Origin of the sequence: Kitasatospora sp. McL0602 (assembly GCF_052076145.1) — a bacterium.
Classification (GTDB): domain Bacteria; phylum Actinomycetota; class Actinomycetes; order Streptomycetales; family Streptomycetaceae; genus Kitasatospora.
The window spans coordinates 7,110,392-7,132,217 of record NZ_CP197246.1 but is presented as its reverse complement, the minus strand read 5'-3'; the positions used below and the strand labels follow the sequence as shown (position 1 = coordinate 7,132,217).

General features: G+C 71.3%; 16 protein-coding genes. 12 read left to right on the top strand and 4 right to left on the bottom strand.

The features are described from left to right. The first annotated feature begins 275 nt into the window (after window positions 1-275). Window positions 276-1,247 (top strand): ParB/RepB/Spo0J family partition protein, encoded by a 972-nt coding sequence (locus ACR68M_RS32220; RefSeq protein WP_441247681.1) that lies wholly within the window; start codon window positions 276-278, stop codon window positions 1,245-1,247. Between the two features lie 71 nt (window positions 1,248-1,318). Then, window positions 1,319-2,155 (top strand): NAD(P)H-binding protein, encoded by an 837-nt coding sequence (locus ACR68M_RS32215; protein ID WP_441247680.1) that lies wholly within the window; start codon window positions 1,319-1,321, stop codon window positions 2,153-2,155. Window positions 2,156-2,173: 18 nt separating this feature from the next. On the opposite strand, the gene ACR68M_RS32210 is transcribed toward ACR68M_RS32215, so the two are convergent. Further along, window positions 2,174-5,650 carry an NACHT domain-containing protein gene (locus ACR68M_RS32210; RefSeq protein WP_441247679.1) on the bottom strand — a complete coding sequence of 1,159 codons (3,477 nt, stop codon included), beginning with the start codon at window positions 5,648-5,650 and terminating at the stop codon, window positions 2,174-2,176. Window positions 5,651-6,174: 524 nt separating this feature from the next. Here ACR68M_RS32210 and ACR68M_RS32205 point away from each other — a divergent pair. The 3 genes from ACR68M_RS32205 to ACR68M_RS32195 all read left to right on the top strand — a co-directional run bounded on the left by ACR68M_RS32205 (window position 6,175) and on the right by ACR68M_RS32195 (window position 9,060). Next, on the top strand, window positions 6,175-7,224 hold the full coding sequence (locus tag ACR68M_RS32205) for a cytochrome P450 (protein WP_441247678.1): 1,050 nt from the start codon (window positions 6,175-6,177) through the stop codon (window positions 7,222-7,224). A 65-nt stretch (window positions 7,225-7,289) separates the two neighbouring features. Further along, window positions 7,290-8,294 carry a JmjC domain-containing protein gene (locus ACR68M_RS32200; protein ID WP_441247677.1) on the top strand — a complete coding sequence of 335 codons (1,005 nt, stop codon included), beginning with the start codon at window positions 7,290-7,292 and terminating at the stop codon, window positions 8,292-8,294. A gap of 76 nt (window positions 8,295-8,370) precedes the next feature. Continuing rightward, on the top strand, window positions 8,371-9,060 hold the full coding sequence (locus ACR68M_RS32195) for a DedA family protein (protein ID WP_441247676.1): 690 nt from the start codon (window positions 8,371-8,373) through the stop codon (window positions 9,058-9,060). A gap of 71 nt (window positions 9,061-9,131) precedes the next feature. Here ACR68M_RS32195 and ACR68M_RS32190 read toward each other — a convergent pair whose 3' ends face one another. Beyond that, window positions 9,132-9,554 carry a hypothetical protein gene (locus ACR68M_RS32190; protein ID WP_441247675.1) on the bottom strand — a complete coding sequence of 141 codons (423 nt, stop codon included), beginning with the start codon at window positions 9,552-9,554 and terminating at the stop codon, window positions 9,132-9,134. A 195-nt stretch (window positions 9,555-9,749) separates the two neighbouring features. Then, window positions 9,750-10,925, bottom strand: coding sequence for a GH12 family glycosyl hydrolase domain-containing protein (locus ACR68M_RS32185; protein ID WP_441247674.1), 1,176 nt, complete (start codon window positions 10,923-10,925; stop codon window positions 9,750-9,752). A 236-nt stretch (window positions 10,926-11,161) separates the two neighbouring features. Here ACR68M_RS32185 and ACR68M_RS32180 point away from each other — a divergent pair, with 236 nt between their 5' ends. Continuing rightward, a complete protein-coding gene (locus tag ACR68M_RS32180; protein WP_441247673.1) occupies window positions 11,162-13,018 on the top strand; it encodes an endo-1,4-beta-xylanase in 1,857 nt (618 codons plus the stop codon). A 66-nt stretch (window positions 13,019-13,084) separates the two neighbouring features. Here the strand turns inward: ACR68M_RS32180 and ACR68M_RS32175 are convergent, their stop codons facing one another. Beyond that, window positions 13,085-14,116, bottom strand: coding sequence for a LacI family DNA-binding transcriptional regulator (locus ACR68M_RS32175; RefSeq protein WP_441247672.1), 1,032 nt, complete (start codon window positions 14,114-14,116; stop codon window positions 13,085-13,087). A gap of 249 nt (window positions 14,117-14,365) precedes the next feature. Between ACR68M_RS32175 and ACR68M_RS32170 the strand changes: the two genes are divergently transcribed. From ACR68M_RS32170 to xylB, 6 genes are read left to right on the top strand one after another with little or no spacing between them, the layout of a single operon-like run. Next, window positions 14,366-15,628, top strand: coding sequence for an extracellular solute-binding protein (locus ACR68M_RS32170; RefSeq protein ID WP_441247671.1), 1,263 nt, complete (start codon window positions 14,366-14,368; stop codon window positions 15,626-15,628). Next, window positions 15,625-16,536, top strand: coding sequence for a carbohydrate ABC transporter permease (locus ACR68M_RS32165; RefSeq protein ID WP_441247670.1), 912 nt, complete (start codon window positions 15,625-15,627; stop codon window positions 16,534-16,536). The genes ACR68M_RS32170 and ACR68M_RS32165 overlap by 4 nt, the downstream gene beginning before the upstream one ends. Next, on the top strand, window positions 16,533-17,462 hold the full coding sequence (locus ACR68M_RS32160) for a carbohydrate ABC transporter permease (protein ID WP_441247669.1): 930 nt from the start codon (window positions 16,533-16,535) through the stop codon (window positions 17,460-17,462). Before ACR68M_RS32165 ends, ACR68M_RS32160 begins: the two co-directional genes overlap by 4 nt. A gap of 55 nt (window positions 17,463-17,517) precedes the next feature. After that, window positions 17,518-19,137 (top strand): glycoside hydrolase family 43 protein, encoded by a 1,620-nt coding sequence (locus tag ACR68M_RS32155; RefSeq protein WP_441247668.1) that lies wholly within the window; start codon window positions 17,518-17,520, stop codon window positions 19,135-19,137. Window positions 19,138-19,154: 17 nt separating this feature from the next. Then, a complete protein-coding gene (xylA, locus tag ACR68M_RS32150; RefSeq protein ID WP_441247667.1) occupies window positions 19,155-20,348 on the top strand; it encodes a xylose isomerase in 1,194 nt (397 codons plus the stop codon). Continuing rightward, window positions 20,345-21,808, top strand: a complete 1,464-nt coding sequence (gene xylB / locus ACR68M_RS32145; RefSeq protein ID WP_441247666.1) for a xylulokinase — start codon at window positions 20,345-20,347, stop codon at window positions 21,806-21,808. The genes xylA and xylB overlap by 4 nt, the downstream gene beginning before the upstream one ends. The last annotated feature ends 18 nt before the right edge of the window (window positions 21,809-21,826 follow it).

The following is a 21,826-nucleotide window of genomic DNA, read 5'->3' as shown; positions in this document are numbered from 1 at the left end:
GTACCCACGGGTATCACTCTTGACATGATCCAGTCGACAAAATACGCTCACCGGTTGTGGCGGCCAATCGCACACTGATCAACCGCTTCGAATCGCTCCCGCTCCACCACATATTGCACGAATTTGCCACCGGCCAATTGTCGGACAGGCAACCACCCCAGCCTCATCCTGGGGTTTCCATTCGTCCTGTGAAGGTGAACTTGCCCAGCGAAGAGCGCTCGACCTCCCCCACAGACAGTGCCACACAGGTCGCTCGTCGTTCCTGGAACATGACGGTGGACACCGTCCCGATCGTCTTGCTGAGACCCGCCGACTCCCCCCGCCTGCACGGCGAGGACGCCGACCACGTCCAGGTCCTCGCCGAATCCGACGCCACCCTGCCGCCGATCCTGGTCCACCGCGGGTCGATGCGCATCGTCGACGGGATGCACCGGCTGCGGGTCGCCCAGCTGCGCGGCGACACCGAAGTCCGGGTCCAGTACTTCGACGGCACCGAGTCCGAAGCCTTCATCCGCGCCGTCCAGCTGAACGTGACCCACGGACTGCCGCTCAGTCTCGCCGACCGGGAGGCCGCGGCCGCCCGGATCGTCGTGTCCAACGACAGCTGGTCGGACCGGTCCATCGCCCGGATGACCGGGCTGAGCGCACCAACGATCGGCCGGATCAGGGCTCGCTCACTGCCCGACCATGCCGCCGAAGCCCAGGCCAGGATCGGCCGCGACGGCCGGATACGGCCCCTGAACAGCGTGGCGGGTCGCCGGCGCGCCGGCGAACTCATCGGCACCGAACCCGGTCTCAGCCTTCGCGAGTTAGCCAGACGCGCAGGGATCTCCGTGGGCACCGCGCGCGATGTCCGCAATCGCCTGAGCCGTGGCGAGGACCCCGTCCCGGACAGGTTCCTCCACGGACCCGCCACCGCTCCGGCCGTGGCCGGCGGACTGCACGGCCACGCCCTGGGCGCCGCCGCCCCGCCCGCCCACGCCATGACCGGGACGTACGCCTCGGATCTCGACAGCCTGAAGAGCGACCCCTCGCTCCGCCTGACCAGCACCGGCCGGTTCCTTCTCCGCTGGCTCAGCCTGCACTCGCTCAGCCAGGAGAAACGGGATGTCCTCATCAAATCCCTGCCGCCGCACAGCAGGGCCCGAATTGCCTACATGGCGAAATACTGCAGCCGCTGGTGGGCCGAATTCGCAGAGAACCTGGAAGAGGAGAAGGAATACCTGGAAATCCCGAGGACCGGCTGACTTCCGGTCGGTTATCGTCGTCCGGCTGGACGAGGTATGAGAGCGGAGCAAGGAGCGAGGGGAGACGGCTGATGATCGTGGTCACGGGTGCGACGGGGAATGTCGGCGGCGAGCTGGTGTCGGCGCTGGCTGCTCAGGGGCGGCCGGTCCGGGCGGTGGCCCGCGAGCCGGAGCGGGTCACGCGGCGGGCGGGGGTGGAGGTCGTTGCGGGTGATCTCAACCGGCCGGACAGCCTGAAGGAGGCGCTCACCGGGGCTCGCTCCCTGTTCCTGCTGGGTGGATTCCCGGACATGCCAGGGGTGTTGGCGCAGGCCAGGGCGGCCGGGGTGGCGCATGTGGTGCTGCTCTCGTCCCGCTCGGTGGTCGGCGGCCGCCCGGACAACGCCGTGGTCGCGATGCACCTGACCGGCGAGGCGGCACTCCGTGAGTCCGGTCCGGGCTGGACGGTGCTGCGGCCCAGCGGGTTCATGTCCAACACGTTCGAATGGCGCGAGCCGCTGCTGCGCGGGGACGTGACCATCCGGTCGCCCTTCGCCGACGTCCCGATCGCGGCCATCGATCCGTTCGACATCGCCGCGGCCGCGGCGGCGGTGCTCGGCGACGAGGAGCACTTCGGCCGGGCGTACTCGTTGAGCGGGCCCGCCGCACTGCTCCCCGCGGACCGGTTGGCGGTGCTGGCCGAGCTGCTCGGCCGGCCGCTCCGGCTGGAGGCCGTCCCCGACGACGTGGCCAGGGAGGAGATGAGCCGGACCACCCCCGCCCGCTACGTGGACGCCTTCTTCCGCTTCTTCTCCGACGGGGAGTTCGACGACACCGCCGTCCTGCCCACGGTGGCCGAGCTGACCGGTCGGCCGCCGCGCAGCTTCCGAGGCTGGGCGCGGGAGCACCTGGCGGAGTTCCGGCGCTGAACCGGCAGTAGCGGTGGCTCACCAGCGGAGGAGGTGGCGGGCCAGCGGCGCGCTCTCCGGGGGCATGTCACGGGCCCGGCTGCCCATCTGGTCCCAGAACCGGCGCAGTTCCGCGATCGGGGTCCGGCGCTGCCAGCGCGCCTTTCGCCGGAAGCGAAGTTGCAGCCACGAGTAGGGCTGCCAACGCCGGAGCAGGCTGCGCTGGTTCATGCAGAAGACCTCGCCGAGCTCCACCCGCAGATCGGGGATCTTGGGCGGGTGCGGGCAGAGCTCGAACCGGCAGCCGTCCGCGCAGTTCGAGCCCGGCTGCGAGGACAGGGCCTGGGTGATCCGCCTGGTCGGGTCCAGACTCGACCGGTCGCGGGTGAGGCAGGGCGGCAGCTCGGGCGGGACGTTGTCACGGTCCCGATCCAGCCGACGGAAGAGCTCGCGCGGGCGGTCCGCCCGTTCGGCGAGCACCATCAACAGGGTGACGTCGGCGAGGAGTTGCTGCGCGTCCGGGTCCAGCGTGCTCCAGCCGGTGGAGTGCGAGATCCAGAGGTTGTGCTCACGCGGTTCGCCGAGCCAGCCCGTCTCGGATCCGACCTGCGAGGCGACTCGCGCCTCGTCCAGCCAGAGGAACCGCTCGGGGCGACGGGTCTGCAGCGCCCGGACGGCGAGCCTCCCGGCCGCGCTCACGAACGGGTGGTCCACCTCACCGGGCGGCAGTTGCAGCCACCGCCGTACCTGCTCCTTCGGATCGGCCCCGTGCCCGTGCTCCGGCTGCGCCTGCGTCACGTCGTCCGGCAGGGCCCAGAGGGTCAGCGCGTGCAGCAGAGTCAGCCGGGTGAACCAGAAGCGGGTGGACTTGAGCAGCTCCCAGGCCTGTTCGGCCAGGAACTCCCGGGCCTGCCCCCGGGCTCCCGGGAGGGGCCGGCGGTTGGCGGCGTGCTTGAAGCCGTGCGCCAGGGCGACCTCCAGACCCTGCCGGCCGAGCCGGTCCTGCTCCTCGCCACCGGCCGGGGCCGTGCCGAGGATCTTCATCCACTTCTCCAGGTCCTCGTACGGGGTGCCCTGATGACGCGTCAGCGAGACCGAGTCCACCAGCAGCGGGATGAGCCGCGCACAGATCGTGTTCCGGTACCACTCGCGCTGCTCGGCGGTCGACTCCTCGCGCTCCAGGTCCTGCTCGCACTTCTCCTGCCGGACCCGCAGGGCCCGCTCCTGCTGACGGCGCTCCCGCTCACCGTCCGGCTCGGGGGACGACGGGCTCGCGACCGGCCCGGCACCGGCGAGCGCCGCCGGCCCGGAGGCGGTGAGCGTGTCGGTGGGCCGCCGCAGCTCCTCGCAGAGCGCGCCGTACGCCGGGTCGCCGCCGGCCCCGATCTCCTGGGCGATCGCCGTCCTGATCCGGTAGCTGTTCTCCTGGCGGCCGATCTCGAACAACTCCCGGTACGCCGGGTGGCCACCGCAGAGCGTGGCCCGGCGGGAGGCTGCGCCGATGCGCAGCACGAGCGCCAGCTTGGCGGCCTTGAGCTGCTGCGGATCGCGCTCGCGCAGCTTGGCCCAGCCGGCGCAGATCTCCCTGGTGATGGCCGCCGGGTCCGGATGCCGATCGGCGCTGTCGATGTCCAGCGCGGCGCCGTACATCTCGAGCACCTTGGAGTGCATGCTGCGGACCTCGATGCCGACCGGTCGGTGCTCCCCGGTGTCCAGGGCCAGCGCGGCCTTGGCCTCCCCGACGACGAGCCTGCGCATGGCCCCGATCGGGCAGGCCGGGTCCGTGCCCGCCGCCCTCGGGCAGGTGCACCTCGCGGCCTCGTGCAGCGAGCGCGAGTGGAAGACCAGCGCCATCAGGATCTCGCGCCCGGGGTTGCGCAGCGCCGCCGGGAAGAACGCGGTGTCGGGGAGGGCGGTGTCCAGGAAGCGGGAGCCGAGGAAGGCCTGCATGATGCTGTGCTGGAAGCGCACGTAGTCGCCGCACTCCTCGACCAGTCCCATCCGGGTGCCCCAGGTGGCGGCGAGCCTGACGTCGAGGGAGGTCGCCCCCCGGCCCTTCTCGACCCACAGCCGCTCGGAGACGTGTGGGAACGGCTCGGCAACCGCCTTCCCGCTCTCGCCACCGTCCGCATCCGCGCTGGCCTGCTGGGGCTCGATCCTGCTGAAGCTCACCTGTGCGCTGTCGAACTTCAGACCGATGCAGGCCAGTGCGGACATGTACTCGACCGTCATCTGCCGATCGTCGCGGTCCAGCGGCAGCTCGGGGTGCAGGACGTCGTCGACGAGTGCGTCCGTCCAGGCCGTCAGCAGGTCGAACTTCAGCTCCCAGCTGTCCAGTTCCGCCGAGCTGCCGTTGTCGCCGACCCAGACCTGGTCGAGCAGGCCCTTCCGGTGCAGATCCCGCGCGATCTGGAGGTAGAGCGGCGAGTCGGTCACGTTGGCGATCTCCACGATCCGGTCCAGGCGCCGCTTGTCCGCGCGCCAGTCGCCGTCCGTGGAGATGTACTCGAGGGCGGACTCCTCGCTCAGCGGCTCGAGTTCGGTGACCGCCGCCTCCATCGCCCGCAGCGGGTCGTGCGGCCGGGAGGTGATGACCAGCGGAAGCCGCCGTTCACCGGCTGCGCGGATGGCCTGGCGGATCATGTTGTCCCGGTCGGCCACCATCCTCTTGCCGCTCAGGGCCTCCTCGAGGCCGTCGGCGAGCACGACGACCTTGTCCTGACGCCGGAGCCGCCGCCAGATCTTGTCGGCCTCGGCGGCGGTCCTGGTCCGGGGCTCGACGACGGCGCAGAAGCGTCGGTAGGCCATCGCGGCGAAGTCCAGCTCCTGCTGTGCGTCCCGCAGCCGGATCGGCACCGGGAAGGCTCCCCGCCTGGCCAGCAGCTCCGTCAGCCGGACCACCAGCGCCGTCTTGCCCGTGCCGATCGCACCGACGACGACGTGCGGGCGCCGGGCCGAGCTGTCCCGCAGGTTGTCCATGAGCGCGATGCAGAGCTGGTCGCGCCCGACGACCCGGCCCATGATGCTGCCGGCCGTCTCGACCAGCGCGCGGGGCTCGTGCCGCGCCCTGCGGAGGTAGTACCGGCGGACGGACGTCATCCAGACGCTCAGGAAGACCACGGTGGTCAGGGCGGCGGTGAGCACCGGCAGCACCGCGCTGTTCACCACGCCGCAGGAGTAGCCGGTCGATCTGCAGGCACTGTCCGGGTCCACGCCCCAGGGCCAGGCCTGGGCCTCGCCCCGCACGATCTCGTACACGGCCCGGCCCAGCCAGAACAGCAGCCCGGCGGCCAGTACCCAGGTGACGACCATGAGGACCGAGCTGAACAGCGGTGGCCGCCAGCGTCTCGCCGGGGTGACACCACGGCGTAACAGCCAACGCAGCCTGGCGCGGCGCACCACCGACAGGACGGGCCGCCGCACCCGCGCCGCTGCCCGCCGGAACACTCCGGCGGCAGGCAGTTCGGGCGGTCGCACCACGATCCGTTGTCGCGGCGAGCTGGTTGCGCGACGCATGGTCTGCTCCCTCCACCGACGGTGGACGGACGCAGGAAACCGCAACCTGCCCTGTCTGACCTGGGAACCGTCAGTCCCGTCGCATGCCGGTGCTGTCCACGGTTGCTTTCAGGCTAGGCACCTCGCGGTGGTCGTCGCCAGTCGATGAGGTCCACCGCCCGCTCGGTTCGACGCGGTGGTGTCCAGATGTCGGTGGCGCCGAGTTCGGTGCCCATTCAGGCCGACGCCACTGCCCGTACAGAAGCTTTCGGGGACGTTGCCGCTCGGTTAATGTCCGGAGTAGTTCAACTCGTTCGGCTTTCGGAGTGGAAGCCGAATTACCGGAATGGAGTGACCATGAAGATGATCAAGGCTCTCGTGAACAAGTTCAAGCGCGACGAGGACCTCGCCAACCACGCGTGGATCCTGCACGTTATCTGATGCACCATCAGTGGGCGGAGGAGGCGGCCTTGCCGCTTCCTCCGCCCGCTGCGGAGAAAGCATCCGATCGCTATGCCAGTGGAGGCGGGATTATCGTGGAAGAAATGGCACCGGCAGCGGTCCGCGACAATTCCGTCGTGTTCGCCCCGCGAATTCAGGAACTGCTGGCCAGGGAAGAGAAAGTATTCCGGATCGACGCGACCACGGTCGGCGTCTCCGACAGTCGCCTGGTCGCCGAAATCGTCGCGGCACGCCCCGTGCTCTCCACGGAGCGCTCGGTCTTCAAACCCGCCGCAGGCGCCGAGATCCACCACGACAGCGCGACCCGGACGATCCGCGCACTCGGGCAGGACGTCATGGCGGGCATCCGGACTCCGCCGCCCCCGGCCCGCGGGCTGTCCGGCGCCTGGCCCTACGCGGCCACCTCCTACCTGCGCCGATGGCTCTTCTCGTCCGACCCGCTGCCGGTCTCCCTGCTGTCGAAGCGCGGCGTCACGCGCTCCGACGCGCTCTCCCGGATCGCCGACCGCACCGTCGCCGGCTGGCCGGGACTGGGCGGTGGCGAGGGCCGGTCCACCGCGCTGGCCGGGCAGATCCACGGCGCCTCCGGGGCCCAGGAGAGGATGCAGGCCATCGCGCTGTACCGGCGGGCGACCGCCACGCTCTGCGACGGCGTCGCCGCACTGGCCGGGAACGCCCTGTGGCTCATGGGGCCGGGCCGTCCGCCGGAGGACGTCCGCACCGACCTCACCGCGGCCCTGTGGGAGACGCTGCGACTGCTCCCGCCCGCGTGGATGCTGTTCCGCATGAGCGGCGACGCGTACACCGCACTGCACCCCGAGATCCGTCCCGAGGACCGCATCGCGCTTCTCCCACTCCTGATGCACCGCCATCCGGACTACTGGCCGGACCCGTTGGAGTTCCGGCCCGAACGGTGGGCCGGGGTGGCGGACCCGGAGAACGCGCCAGCGTTCATGCCGTACGGGTTCGACGGTGCCCGCTGCTGGGCCAAGCACCTGATCGTGCCGCTGGCCGAGCGCCTGCTGACCGCCGCCTTCGACCACCGGCTCGTCATCCGCAGCCCGCAGCAGCAGGCACACGTCCCCCTGCGCTCCCTGCTCTCCGTACGGTTCGACGCGCAGACCGGGGCATGACCGCCGCCGCCACACCAGGACGCCGCCCACCGCCCACCTGACCCCCTGACCTCACGGGAACCGCCATGGAATCGCCCACGCTGGCCGGCTGGGTCGGCGACGTCGAGAGCTTCACCGGCCACCAGTGGCAGCGCGAGCCCGCGGTCTTCAGGCCGGAGACACTCGTGTCGCCGTTCGACCTCGACGAGTTGGACGCCGCCTTCGACCGGGGCCTGCTGCGCACCCCCTACCTGGAGATGGTCCGCTCCGACAAGGTCGTCGTCCCGCCCGACGCCTACACCACGTCACGCGTGGTCAACGGTACGACGCACCACGGCTTCGCCGACCGCGCGAAGGTCGTCGCGCTCCTGCACGGCGGGGCGACGCTGCTCCTGCGGTACGTCGACCAGTGGCACGGCCCGACGGCCGAGCTGGCGGCGCGGCTTTCCGAGGAGATCGACCGGCGCGTGGAGGCGTTCTTCTTCCTCACGCCCGCCGGCCGTCAGGGTCTCGCGGTGCACCGGGACGACGCCGACGTGTTCGTCCTCCAAGTGGCCGGACGCAAGACCTGGTACGTCCACGACGCGCCGACGGTGACCGACTGGTCACTGGGAGAGCTCCCCGACGACGAGCACTCGCCGCAACTCCTGCAGAGTGTCCTCGAACCCGGCAGCGTGCTCTACGTCCCGCGCGGTTTCGCCCACCGCGCGGTGGGCGAGACCGGACTCTCCGCCCACCTGTCGCTCACGGTCCGCGACATCTCCCTGGAGGACCTGCGGACCGCCCTGGCACAGCGCCTCGCCGACGGGCTGGACCTCCCCGCACGCCCCCTGGGCGAGGCCGCGATCGCCGACGCCTCCGCCCTGCTGCTCGATCACGTCCGGGCGAAGCTCGACACCATCGCACCGGCGGACCTGCGGCTCGCCGCACGGGCCGCACAGACGCGGCAGCCCGCCACGGCGCAGCCGGAGACCTTCGCCGAGACGGCCCGGAACTGGGAGACCGCCGGCCCCCGCGCCAGGCTCACCGGGCTCGCGTCCGTCGGCCGTACCTGGCGCAGACTGCGCGACGTCACGGGCACCCCGCGCTGAGGCCGAAGGGGTAGGTGTCGCGCGACGCGCGAGAATGGGTGGGAGACAGAAGCACGGCGACATCCGAGGTCGACGGATGAACTCCCTCACACAGTGGCTGGCAGGCCTGTCCGGCCCGCTCGTCTACGCGGTCGTCACAGCGCTGGTCTTCGTCGAGGACGGGTTCCTGGTGGGGCTCGTCCTACCCGGGGAGAGCGCGGTGGTGGTCGGGGGTGTCATCGCGCGCGAAGGGGCGGTCTCGGTCTACTGGCTGTCCGCGCTGGTCGTGCTCGCTGCCATCGCGGGCGACTTCGTCGGCTACGAGATAGGCCGGCGCAGCGGCCCGTTGATCACCAGGTCGCGGTTCCTGCGGCGCCGCACCGATCAGGTCGAAGCCGCCCAGGATCTCCTGCGGCGGCGCGGACCGGCAGCGGTGTTCTTCGGGCGGTTCATCGCCTTCGCCCGCACGCTCGTCCCCGGGCTGGCCGGGATGGCCCGGATGCCGTACCGCCGCTTCGTCCGCTACAACGCCCTCGGCGCGCTCCTCTGGGGCGTCGGCTTCACGCTGCTGGGTTACTACCTGGGCGACGCGTACGTCCGGATCGAGCAGGCGTGGGGGCCGTACATCGCCGTCGGGCTCCTCGGCATCCTGCTCGTCGGCCTGCTCGGCCGGCGCGCACTGCGCCGCCTCGGCCGTCGTCACGCAGCGCACGCCGCCCAGGCTGACGACGCCCGGCCCGAGGAACGCGAGGCCCGCTCCGACGCCCACACCGAAAGCGGGCCGTAGCACGAAGGTGCGGGTCGGGGTTGTCCTCGACCCGCACCTTCGGTGTGCCCGGTGATACGTCCGCCCGAAGGTCAGACGGCGATCTGCTGGCCGGTCAGGCCCGGCACGAACTGGTCGAGCTCGGCACGCCAGTAGCGGCCGATGTTGAGCCGGGTCGGCTTCTCGTCGCCGGGGAACTGGAAGCGCAGCGAGCTCCAGAGGGTGGCGCGCTTGACCTGGGTCACCAGGCCGCGGGCCTGCTCCAGCGGGATGGCGTGGACGAGCTCCTTCGGGCGGTTGGCCAGGCGGCCGGCGCGGTGGACCACCACGGCCTGCTCGGTCAGGGTGACGAAGTAGTACTTCACGAACAGCTGGCCGATCAGGCCGAGTTCGTTCATGATCCACGGGCTCGGGCCGCTGATCGTGTGGAAGGTCACGATCGGCCGGTCACCGGGGTTGATCGCGGCGATCGCCTGGGCGACCTGCTCCTGCATCGTGGACTTGAGGATCGCCATCTGACGTGTGCTCCTGCGCTGTTCGAGTGTCGGACGAGAGTCCTGGAGCGCGGACCGTATCGGCGATCGAGTAGTCGATCCAACGCCCAAAGCGGGCATCTCGACATATTGTCAGGAATCTTCATCCGATCGAGACGCACCCCCGGTCGGTAACGGAGGAGGGTCGGCGAGGCTCGGGGGGCCGCTGAGACCGTGTCACTTCAGCGACCAGACCTGGTTGGGCTGGGTTCCGCTGCCGTAGCAGTCCCAGATCTGCAGCAGGGCGCCGTTGCCGGAACCGCCGGCGTCGAGGCACTTGCCCGACTGCGAGTTGGTGACGGTGCCGTTGGGGTGGGTCTGCCATTGCTGGGCGCCGGTGCCGTTGCACGTCCACAGCCGCACGTGGGTGCCGTTCGCCGTACTGCCGCCCGCCACGTCGAGGCACTTGCCGGTCTGCGGGTTGACGACGGTGCCGTTGGCCGTCTTCCAGGCCTGGTTCCACGCGCCGGAGCAGTCCCACAGCTGGACGGGGGTGCCGTCCGTCGTGCCGAATCCGCTGATGTCCAGGCAGCGCCCGCTGCCCTGCCCGACGATCGGGCCGGACGTGCCACCACCGCCGCCCCCGCCCCCGCCACCGCCGTCGGAGGTGTAGGAGAAGGAGTTCACCGCCAGGCCCGGACCGCCGACCCAGGGCTCGAAGCCGAACTGCACGCTGGTCAGGTACCAGGCGGGTTGCAGATAGCCACGGCCGATCGAGTCGTCGGTGAAGTCCTTGATGTCCACCGTGATCGCGTTGGTGGGCTGCTCGCGGACGTAGGAGACGGTGTTCCACGAGGGGTTGCTGCCCTGGGAGCCGTACCACACGGCCCAGTTGGCGCCCTCCAGCCAGACGGTGCCGACCTGCTTGCCGTACGGCGTCGGAGGACCGGAGTGGTTGGCCCAGATCATCAGCTCCTCCCCGTTGTTCTGGCCGCTGGGGTGGGGGCTGGTGTCGAACCAGATGTCGTACGAGGCGTCCCACTGGCCGCCGTTGGTGGTGAAGTCCACGCTGGACCGGGGATCGGTGAACGACGAGACCTGCTGCGGCAGCCCGTTGCCGGTGGAGCAGTTGCCCCAGTGGCAGCCCGCGTAGATCGACGGGTAGGCCGCCGGTGCGGGGTGGCCCGCCAGGTTGTGGTAGCCCGTGGTGACGTTGAAGCCGTCGTCGGAGACGTCGAGGCACTGCTGGATCGAGTCGCCCCACTCGTTGTTCTGGACGACGTACTTTCCGCCCGAGACCGCCATGCTGCCGTACTTGTCGCAGACGGTGGTGCCGGCCGACGCCGACGGCGCCACCACCAGCGACAGCGTGCTCAGCAGCAGGGTGACGAGCAGGATGAGGAAGCGTTTCACCGGTAGTCCTTTCAGCACCCGGACACGAGCCGTCGCATCCGGATCGTCGAAACTTTCGGAAACTTACTGTACTTATGGAGACGGTAAGAGCTCCGGCAGTCGCCGTCAACAGGTCCGGCGGAGATTCCCCGAGTCCCCACCGGGCCTGTTGACGCACGCTCAGAACTGGCTCTACCGTCCGGTTAATCCTACGGAAACAGCCTCAGAAAGTTTCCGTCCCAGAGAAGGGACCACAGGTGACTCGTTCCGCTCGTACATCACTGATCGCATCGCTGCTGTGCGCCACCGCGCTCAGCCTCCTTCCCGCCGCCGCAGGCCCGGCCGCGGCCGACACCACGTCGCTGAAGTCGGCGGCGGAGGCGAAGGGCATCTACTTCGGCGGGGAGATCACGCAGGATCTGCTGTCCAACTCGGCGGCCACCTCGCTGGCCGCCGCCCAGTTCGACATGATCACCCCGGGCAACGAGATGAAGTGGGACACCACCGAGGCCTCGCAGGGGAACTTCAACTTCGGCCCCGGCGACGCGATCGTGGGCTTCGCTGGGGCCCACGGCATGCGGGTGCGCGGCCACAACCTGGTCTGGTACAGCCAACTCCCGGGCTGGGTGGGGAACCTGCCGACGAGCCAGGTCAAGGCGGCGATGGAGAACCACATCACCACCGAGGCGTCCCACTACCGGGGCCAGGTCTACGCCTGGGACGTCGTCAACGAGCCCTTCGACGACGGCGGCAACTGGCGCAGCGACCCGTTCCACAACGCGATGGGCGACGGCTTCATCGCCGACGCCCTGACCACCGCGCACGCGGCCGACCCCAACGCCAAGCTGTACATCAACGACTACAACATCGAGGGCGTCAACGCGAAGAGCAACGCCCTGTACAACCTGGCCAAGTCGCTCAAGAGCCAGGGCGTGCCACTGGACGGCATCGGCTTCGAGAGCCACTTCGTGGTCGGCCAGGTGCCGGCCGACCTCCAGGCGAACATGGCGCGCTTCACCGCACTCGGCCTGAACGTCGCCGTCACCGAGCTCGACGACCGCATGCGGGTGCCGGCCGGCAGCGGCGACCTGGCGCAGCAGGCCACCGACGACGCGAACATCGTGCACGCCTGTCTCGACACGAGCGGCTGCGTCGGGATCAGCCAGTGGGCCGTCGCCGACCCCGACTCCTGGGTCAGCTCCCCGTACGCCCCAGCGGAGTTCCACGGCTTCGGCAGCGCGACCCTGTTCGACCTGAACTACCAGCCCAAGGCCTCGTACAACTCCGTCGTCACCGCGCTCGGCGGATCGGGCGGCGGTGGCGGGGGCACGCCGGTCGGCGGCTCGACCTCGTTGGGCGCCGGGACGTGGCTGGTCGGCGCCGGCTCCGGCCGGTGCCTGGACGGCCCGGCCGGTGTCGGCGACGGCGCCCAGATGCAGATCTGGGACTGCTCGGGGGCGGCGAACCAGGCGTTCGTGCTGGGCGCCGACGGCACCGCCCGCACCCAGAACAACGAGTGCCTGGACGCCCCGAACGGCGCCGGGAACGGCGCCCGGGTGCAGCTCTGGTCCTGCTGGGGCGGGGCCAACCAGAAGTGGAGCCTCAACCTCGACGGTTCGCTGGTGAACACGTCGTCCGGGCTGTGCGCGAGCACCTCGGGCTCGGGCACCGGCAACGGCACCGCCGTCATCCTGTGGCAGTGCTGGGGCGGGTCCGGTCAGCACTGGGGGTTCAACGCGCACCCCCTCGTCGGGGCCGGTTCGGGCCGCTGCCTGGACGAGCCGTCAGGCGCCGGGAACGGCACGAAGCTCCAGATCTGGGACTGCTGGGGCGGCGCCAACCAGAACTTCACGCTGGCGGCCGACGGCACGGTCCGTGACCGGAGCGGCCGGTGCCTCGACGCCCCGACCGGCGCCGGGAACGGCGCCCGGCTCCAGATCTGGGACTGCTCGGGTGCGGCCAACCAGAAGTGGGTCCTCGGCGCCTCCGGCGCGGTCACCAACCCGGCCTCGGGGCTGTCCCTCGATGTCACCGGCAACGCGACCGCCAACGGAAGCCCGGTCCAGCTGTGGGCCTCCTCCGGCGCCGTCCAGCAGAAGTGGAGCATGCGGTAGCCGCATTCCTGCCCCGCCTGCCTGAGCCGGGTGCCGGTGCGCCGGCGCCCGGCTCAGGTGCGCTGCTCAGGTGCGCGGCCGGTCGGGCGCGGGCCCGGTGCTCTCCCGGACGACCAGCCGGGTGGCCAGCTCCATCCGCTGCGTCCCCATCGGGAGCACCGCCTGAGCGCCCTGAAGGACGATCCGGGTGGCCATCGCCGCCATCTCGCGCAGCGGCTGGTGCACGGTGGTCAGCGGCGGCGAGGCCCAGGCCGCGCTCGGTACGTCGTCGAAGCCGACGATGCTGACGTCATACCCGACCCGCAGCCCGGCCTGGCGGACCGCCTCGTACGCTCCGAGGGCCATCAGGTCGCTGCTGGCGAACACCGCTGTGGGCGGCTCGGGGAGTGCCAGCAGGTCGCGCATGCCGGAGTAGCCGGTCGTGTAGTAGAAGTCGCCGGGCCGGATCAGCGCCGGATCGATCGCGATGCCGGCCGCCTCCAGGGCGGAGCGGTACCCGTCCAGGCGGGCTCGCGCGCAGAGGGCTTCCTCCAGGCCCTGGAGGATCGCGATCCTGCGGTGCCCGAGCTCGATCAGGTGCTGGGTCGCGGTCATGCCGCCCTGCCAGTTGGTCGCGCCCACCGACGGGATGCCGGGGTCGTGGCTGCCGACCGGGTCGACCACGGCCAGCGGGATGCCCAGCGGCGCGACCCGCTTGCGCTGCGCCGGCGTCAGATCGGTGACCGCGAGGATGATGCCGTCCGATCCCCGGCGGGTCACGTTGTCCAGCCAGCGCAGGGTGTCGGCCGCGGACCCGTGGGTGGCCCACACGACCACGCCGAGACCGTGCTCGGCCGCCTCGCGCTGCACGCCCTGGACCACCTCGGCCGACCAGAGGTTGTCCACCTCCCGGATCGCCAGGTCCACCAGCCCGACGGTCTCCTTCGGCCGGGCGCGGCGGCGCAGGTAGTTGTGGCTCTGCAGGAGTTCCTCGACCCGGGCGCGGGTCTCCGGTGCCACCTGGCTGTGGCCGTTGAGGACCTTGGAGACCGTGGGCGTGGACACGCCGGCCTCGCGCGCGATGTCGGCGATGGTGATCCGCGAGGCGTCGCCTGGCATACACACTCCGTCTCTCTGCCGACGTCTCGTGCCGTCGGATTGGTTGAACACTCTAGCAAAGAGTTTCGATCAGTTTCGGCCCTGTTTCCGGCCCATGACTCCCGTAGTCATTGACGCAGTCGCACCCAGCCTCTAGGTTCGCTCCGAAACATCCTACCGCAACAGACAGAAAGTTTCCGTCGCCCGAAAGAGGACCACTCGATGAGATCTGGCACAGCATCGCGTTGCGCCGCAGCCGCCGTAGCCTCGGTGCTGGCTCTGACCCTGACCGGCTGCGGCGGGTCCGGGGGCCCCGGCTCCGCGTCCGGCTCGGCGGCGATGCAAGTATGGGTACTGCAGGACGACACCCTCGCCCCGGTCCTGCACGGCGTCGCCGACGCCTACAACGCCGGGAAGCCCGCGGCGAGGGTGTCCGTCCAGGCCTTCGCGAACGACCCGTACAAGCAGAAGCTGCAGACCGCGCTCGGCTCCCCGAACGCTCCGGATGTGTTCCTCAACTGGGGCGGCGGCAACCTGAACACCTACGTCAAGGCCGGCGGCGTGGTCGACCTGACCGCCGCGCTGGACGCGAACGCGGCGTTCAGGGACTCGTTCCTGCCCAGCGTCCTGGACGGCGGGAAGATCGACGGGAAGTACTACGGCGTGCCGATGGAGGGCGTGCAGCCGGTCGTCCTCTACGTCAACAAGGACGCCCTCGCCAAGGCCGGCGTCCCCGCCACCCCCGCCACCTGGCACGACATGCTGGCCGACGTCGACCGGCTCAAGGCCGCCGGCGTCACCCCGATCGCGCTGGCCGGCTCACAGTCCTGGACCGAGCTGATGTGGATGGAGTACCTGCTCGACCGCGTCGGCGGCCCGCAGGTGATCGCCGACATCGAGCAAGGCAAGCCCGGCGCGTGGGCCCACCCGGCGGTGCTCACCGCCCTGAGCATGATCCGGGACCTGGTCGACCGAGGCGCGTTCGGCTCCAACTACGGCTCGGTCTCCCAGGATTCCGGCGGCGCCGACGCCCTGCTGGCCAAGGGCCGGGCCGGGATGATGCTGATGGGCTCCTGGGAGTACGCCGGGCAGCTGTCCTCCGCGCCGGACTTCGTCAAGAACGGCAAGCTGGGCTGGGCACTGTTCCCGACCGTCGAAGGCGGCAAGGGCGATGCCAGGAACGTCGTCGGCAACCCCTCCAACTTCTTCTCCGTCACCGCGAAGTCCGCGCACGCGAACGACGCGATCGACTTCATCGAGAAGACCGTCACCGCCCCGGACTACGTCAGCAAGCTGATCAAGATCGGCCAGGTCCCGGCCGTGGCCGGACTGCAGAGCCAACTCGCCGCCGGGCCGAACGCCGACTACACCACCTTCGTCTACGGCATGGTCCGGAACGCCCCGTCGTTCACCCAGTCCTGGGACCAGGCCGTCGATCCGGCGACCGCGCAGAAGATCCTCACCAACCTCCAGCAGGTCTTCAACAAGCAGATCACCCCGCAGCAGTTCGTCTCGGCGATGGGCTCGTCGTGAGCACAGCATCCCTCCGCCTCACCACGTCCGGCGGCGACGGGCGGCCGGGCCTGAGCTGGGCCGCGCCGGCCGTGCTGTACTTCGCCGTCCTCGCCGTCTTCCCCATGGTCCTGGTGGTCGCCCTGAGCTTCTGCTCGTGGAACGGCCTGGGCGACCCGCACTGGATCGGCCTGGGTAACTGGCACCGCCTCGCGGACGACCCGCAGCTCCTCTCCTCGCTGCGGCTCTCCCTGGAACTGTCCGTGGTGACCTGGCTGGTGCAGACGCTGATCTGCCTGCCGCTGGGCGTGTGGTGCGCGGGCCCGCAGCGCTCCCGGGCTGTGCTGTCGACGCTGTTCTTCGTCCCGCTGCTGATGTCCAGCGCCGCGATCGCCCTGGTGTTCAGCGCGCTGCTGGACCCCAACTTCGGCCTGGCCGGCCTGGTCGGCCCCTGGCTCGGCGTCGACGACGGCAACTTCATCGGCCGCCCCGATCTCGCGATCTGGGCGGTGACGGCCGTCGCCACCTGGCAGTTCGTGCCGTTCCACACCCTGCTGTACCAGGCCGCGACCCGGCAGATCCCGACCGTCCTGTACGAGGCAGCGACCGTGGACGGGGCCGGGCGGTGGCGGCAGTTCCGCTCCATCACCGTGCCGCAGCTGCGCAACAGCATCATCACCTCCTCGGTGCTGATGCTGGTCGGGTCGCTCACCTACTTCGACATCGTGCTGCTGCTCACCAACGGCGGGCCCGGCACCGCGACCCGCACCCTGCCGCTGCACATGTACCTGACCGGCTTCAGCAGCTTCGACATGGGCTACGCCAGCGTGCTCGCCACGCTGCTGCTGATCGCCGGAACCGCCTTGTCCCTGCTGGTCGTCCGGGTCACCGGCTTCCGGCGGATGGCCAGCGAACGGGAGGGCCTTTGACCACCGACACGCGCGCCCCCACCCCGGCCCGGCGCCGGTCCGACACCACCACCCGGCACCCGCACAGCACCGGCCCGCGCAGCCGACGGACCGTCACGCGGCGGACCGTCCGGCGCCGCCCGAACCTCGCCGGTGGCACGGCCGCAGCCGTCTGGCTGGTCGTGGTCGTGGTCCCGCTCTACTACGTGGTCGGCTCCAGCCTGCGCACCCGCAGCGACTACCTGGACGCGGGCCCGCTGGCGCCGCCCACCCACCCGGTGGCGGCCAACTACGGCACCGTCTTCGCCTCCGGCTTCGGCCACTACCTGGTCAACAACGTCCTGGTCACCGCCGCGATCGTGACGATGGTGCTCGGCCTGGCGACGCCTGCGGCCTACGCCGTCGTCCGCTCCCGCAGCCGCCTGGTCTCCGCCGGGTTCTCGGTGATGCTGATGGGCCTGGCCATCCCCGCGCAGGCGACGATCATCCCGGTGTACCTGATCATCACGCGGCTGCACCTCTACGACAGCCTCGCCGCGATCGTGCTGCCCTCGGTCGCGTTCGCCCTGCCGATGGCGATCCTCGTACTCTCCTCGACCCTGCGCGACATCCCCACCGAGCTCTACGAGGCGATGACCGTCGACGGCGCCGGGGCGGCCCGCATCTTCCGCACCCTCGTCCTGCCGCTCACCCGGCCCGGACTCGTCACCGTCGGCATCTACACAGCGCTCGGGGCCTGGAACGGCTTCCTCTTCCCGCTGGTGCTCACCCAGTCCGACGCCGAGCGCACGCTCACCCTGGGCCTGTGGAACTTCCAGGGCCAGCACGGGGTCGACGTGCCGGCCACCATGGCCGCCGTCCTGCTCTCCATGCTGCCGCTGCTCGGCGCCTACCTGGTCGGCCGACGCCACCTGCTGTCCGGCCTGACCGCCGGATTCGGCAAGTAGCGCCGTGGCCCTGCGAATTGACATGACAACCACCCCGTCGACCCGAGAGGCCGCCATGACCACCGAGCGGATCCGCAATCCGGTCCTGCCCGGATTCCACCCCGATCCGTCCGTCCTGCGCGTCGGCGAGGACTACTACCTGGCCACCTCCACCTTCGAGTGGTACCCCGGCGTTCGGCTGCACCACTCCCGCGATCTGGTCAACTGGCGGCCGCTGCACGGCATCCTGGACGGGACGCGGCTGCTGGACCTGTCCGGTGTCCCCGACTCCGGCGGCGTCTGGGCGCCGTGCCTGTCGTACGCACACGGCCTGTTCCACCTCGTGTTCACCCGCGTCGACAACCACCACGGCGGCTGGTGGGACTCGCAGAACTACCTCACCACCGCCGCCGACCCGGCCGGGCCCTGGAACGATCCCGTCCCGCTGCACGCCCGCGGCTTCGACGCCTCGCTGTTCCACGACGAGGACGGTGAGCCCGGAGCCTGCTGGCTGCTGTCGCTGACCGCCGACTGGCGGCCCGGCCACGACCCGTTCGGCGGCATCCAGGCCCAACGCTTCGACTGCGCGACCGGCACCCTGACCGGCGACACCCACCAGATCTACTCCGGCACCAGCATCGGCGTCACCGAGGGCCCGCACCTCTACCGGCGCCACGGCTGGTACTACCTGGTCACCGCCGAGGGCGGCACCGTCTGGGACCACCAGGTCACCGTCGCCCGCTCGCGCACCGTGCTCGGGCCGTACGAGACCGACCCGGCCGGGCCCACCCTCACCTCGCGCCACCGGCCCGACCTGGAGCTGCAGAAGGCCGGACACGGCAGCCTGGTCGAGACCACCACCGGTCAGTGGTACCTGGCGCACCTCGTCGGCCGCCCCACCACCGAGCGCGGGCGCTGCATGCTCGGCCGTGAGACCGCGCTCCAGCCCGTCAGCTGGACCGACGACGGCTGGCCCCGCGTCGAGGGCGGCACACCCGCCGCCGACGTCCCCGCTCCCGCTCTGCCGCCGCACCCCTGGCCCGCCGAACCGGCCACCGACACCTTCACCGCCACACGGCTCGGCCCGCACTGGAGCACCCTGCGCCGACCCGCCGACCCCGGCTGGGTCGATCTCGGCACGCCGGGACGGCTGCGCATCCGGGGCGGACAGTCCCCGCGCGGCAAGCGCGCCCCCAGCCTGGTCGCCCGCCGGGCCACCAGCCTGCGCTGCGCCCTGGACACCACCGTCGACTTCACCCCGGCCACCCCGCACCAGTTCGCCGGTGTCACCGCCTACTACGACACACTGAACTGGCACTACGCCCAGCTCCGCCCGCACCCCGACGGCCGGGCCCTTGCCGTGCTCACCTGCGACAGCGGCGACCTCGTCGACCACCCGGACGCGCAGGTCGTCCTGCCCGCCACCGGCCCGGTCCACCTGCGGGTCGCCCTCGACGGCGACCGCGTCCACTTCTCCTACTCCCTCACCCCGGAACGGAGTTGGACCGAGCTGGACGCCGTCTGCGACGCGACGATCCTCTCCGACGAGTACGCGGGCGAGCGGAACCCGCCGGACGGCCGGGCCGGCAGCCCCGCCTTCACCGGCACGTTCCTCGGCCTCTGGGTCCACGACCTCGGCGCCGACGGCGGCCACGCCGACTTCAGCCGGGCCACCTATACCGCCATCACGAACTAACCGTACAGGAGCTCAAGTTGACCACCGCTGCTCTGACGCCGACCCCGGCGGACAAGTTCACCTTCGGTCTGTGGACGGTGGGTTGGCAGGCCCGCGACCCCTTCGGCGACCCGACCCGGCCCGCGCTGGACCCGGTCGAGACCGTGCACCGGCTCGCCGAACTCGGCGCCCACGGTGTCACCTTCCACGACGACGACCTCATCCCCTTCGGCGCCGCCGAGCCCGATCGCACCAAGCACATCGAGCGCTTCCGCACCGCGCTGGTCGAGACCGGCCTCGAAGTCCCGATGGCGACCACCAACCTGTTCACCCACCCGGTGTTCAAGGACGGCGCCTTCACCGCCAACGACCGCGCCGTCCGCCGCTACGCGCTGCGCAAGGTGATGCGCAACCTCGACCTCGCCGCCGAACTCGGCGCCCACACCTACGTGTTCTGGGGCGGCCGGGAGGGCGCCGAGTCCGACGCCGCCAAGGACATCCGGGCCGCCCTCGACCGCTACCGCGAGGGTCTGGACACGCTCGCCCAGTACGTCACCGACCGCGGCTACGACCTCCGCTTCGCCATCGAGCCCAAGCCCAACGAGCCGCGCGGCGACATCCTGCTGCCGACCATCGGGCACGCGCTGGCGTTCATCAACACCCTCGAACACGCCGACCTGGTCGGCGTGAACCCCGAGGTGGGCCACGAGCAGATGGCCGGGCTGAACTTCGTCCACGGCATCGCACAGGCACTGTGGCACGGCAAGCTGTTCCACCTCGACCTCAACGGACAGCGCGGGCCGAAGTTCGACCAGGACCTGGTGTTCGGGCACGGCGACCTGCTGAACGCGTTCTTCCTCGTCGACCTGCTGGAGAACGGCCCGGACGGCGCACCGGCCTACGACGGCCCGCGCCACTTCGACTACAAGCCCGCCCGCACCGAGGACATCGCCGGGGTCTGGCACTCCGCCGCCGCGAACATGCGCACCTACCTGCTGCTCAAGGAGCGCGCCGCAGCCTTCCGTGCCGACCCGGAGGTGCGCGAGGCGCTGGCCGGGGCCCGGACCGCCGAACTCGCGGCGCCCACGCTGGCCGACGGCGAGACCTACGCGGGTCTGCTCGCCGACCGCTCGGCCTTCGAGGACTTCGACCCCGACGCGGCCGCCGAGCGGGGCTGCGGCTACGTGCGCCTCAACCAGCTGGCCGTCGAGCACCTGATGGGGGCCCGGTGAGGCTGGTCGCGGGCGTCGACTCCTCGACGCAGTCGTGCAAGGTCGTGATCCGGGACGCCGCGACCGGAGCCCTGGTGCGCCAGGGCTCCGCCCCGCACCCGGCCGGGACGGAGGTGGACCCCGAGGCGTGGTGGGACGCGCTGGGCGCAGCGGTGTCGGCGGCCGGAGGGCTGGGCGACGTGTCGGCCGTCTCCGTCGCCGCCCAGCAGCACGGGATGGTGTGCCTGGACGAGGACGGCCGGGTGGTCCGCCCCGCGCTGCTGTGGAACGACACCCGCTCGGCGCCGTCCGCGCGGCACCTGGTCGCCGAACTCGGCGCCCAGGCCTGGGCGGAGGCGGTCGGCAGCGTACCGGTCGCCTCGTTCACGGTGACCAAGCTGCGCTGGCTGGCCGAGCACGAACCGGCGCACGCGGCGCGGGTCGCGGCGGTGTGCCTGCCGCACGACTGGCTGACCTGGCGCCTCACCGGCAGCCGTGACATCGGCACGCTGACCACCGACCGCAGCGACGCCTCCGGGACGGGCTACTGGTCGCCCGCGACCGGCCGCTACCGGCCCGATCTGCTGGAGCGGGCCTTCGGCCGGACGCCGGCCGTGCCGCAGCTGATCTCCCCGTCCCAGTGCGCCGGTTGGCTGCCGCCCGGCGTGTTCGCCCCGGCCGGGCCGCCGGGCGCCGCCGCCGGGAGGCCGCCGATGCTCGGGCCCGGAGCGGGCGACAACGCGGCCGCCGCGCTCGGCCTGGGCGTCCGGCGCGGGGATGTCGTGGTGTCGCTCGGCACCTCCGGCACGGTCTTCGCCGCGGCCGACGCGCCGAGCGCGGACCCGTCCGGGGCGGTCGCCGGGTTCGCCGACGCGACCGGGCAGTTCCTGCCGCTGGTCTGCACGCTCAACGCCGCGCGAGTCCTGGATGCCGCCGCCGGGATGCTCCGCATCGGCCTCGGCGAACTCTCCGACCTGGCCCTCGCCTGCCCGCCGGGTGCCGACGGCCTCACCCTCGTCCCGTACCTCGAAGGCGAACGCACCCCCGACCGGCCCGACGCGACCGGATCGATCCACGGCCTCCGGCTCGCCAACGCCACCGCCGCGCACCTGGCGCGCGCAGCGGTCGAGGGCATGCTCTGCGGCCTGGCCGACGCCCTCGACGCGCTCACCACGGCGGGTGTGCCGGCCGAGCGGGTGCTGCTCGTCGGCGGCGGTGCCCGCTCCGAGGCCGTCCGCGCCATCGCCCCGGCGATCCTCGGCCGCCCGGTGTGCGCACCCCCACCGGGCGAGTACGTCGCCGACGGAGCGGCGGTCCAGGCCGCGTGGGTCCTCGGCGGCGGTGAGGAACCGCCGAGGTGGGGCGAGGGTGACGTCCGGCGGTACGAGGCCGAGCCGACGCCCTGGCTCCGGGAGCGGTACCGCGAACACGCGAGGCCGACGGACAGGCGGCCGACAGACGGGCGGCCGACAGACGGCTGACAGACGTTCGCCTGTACG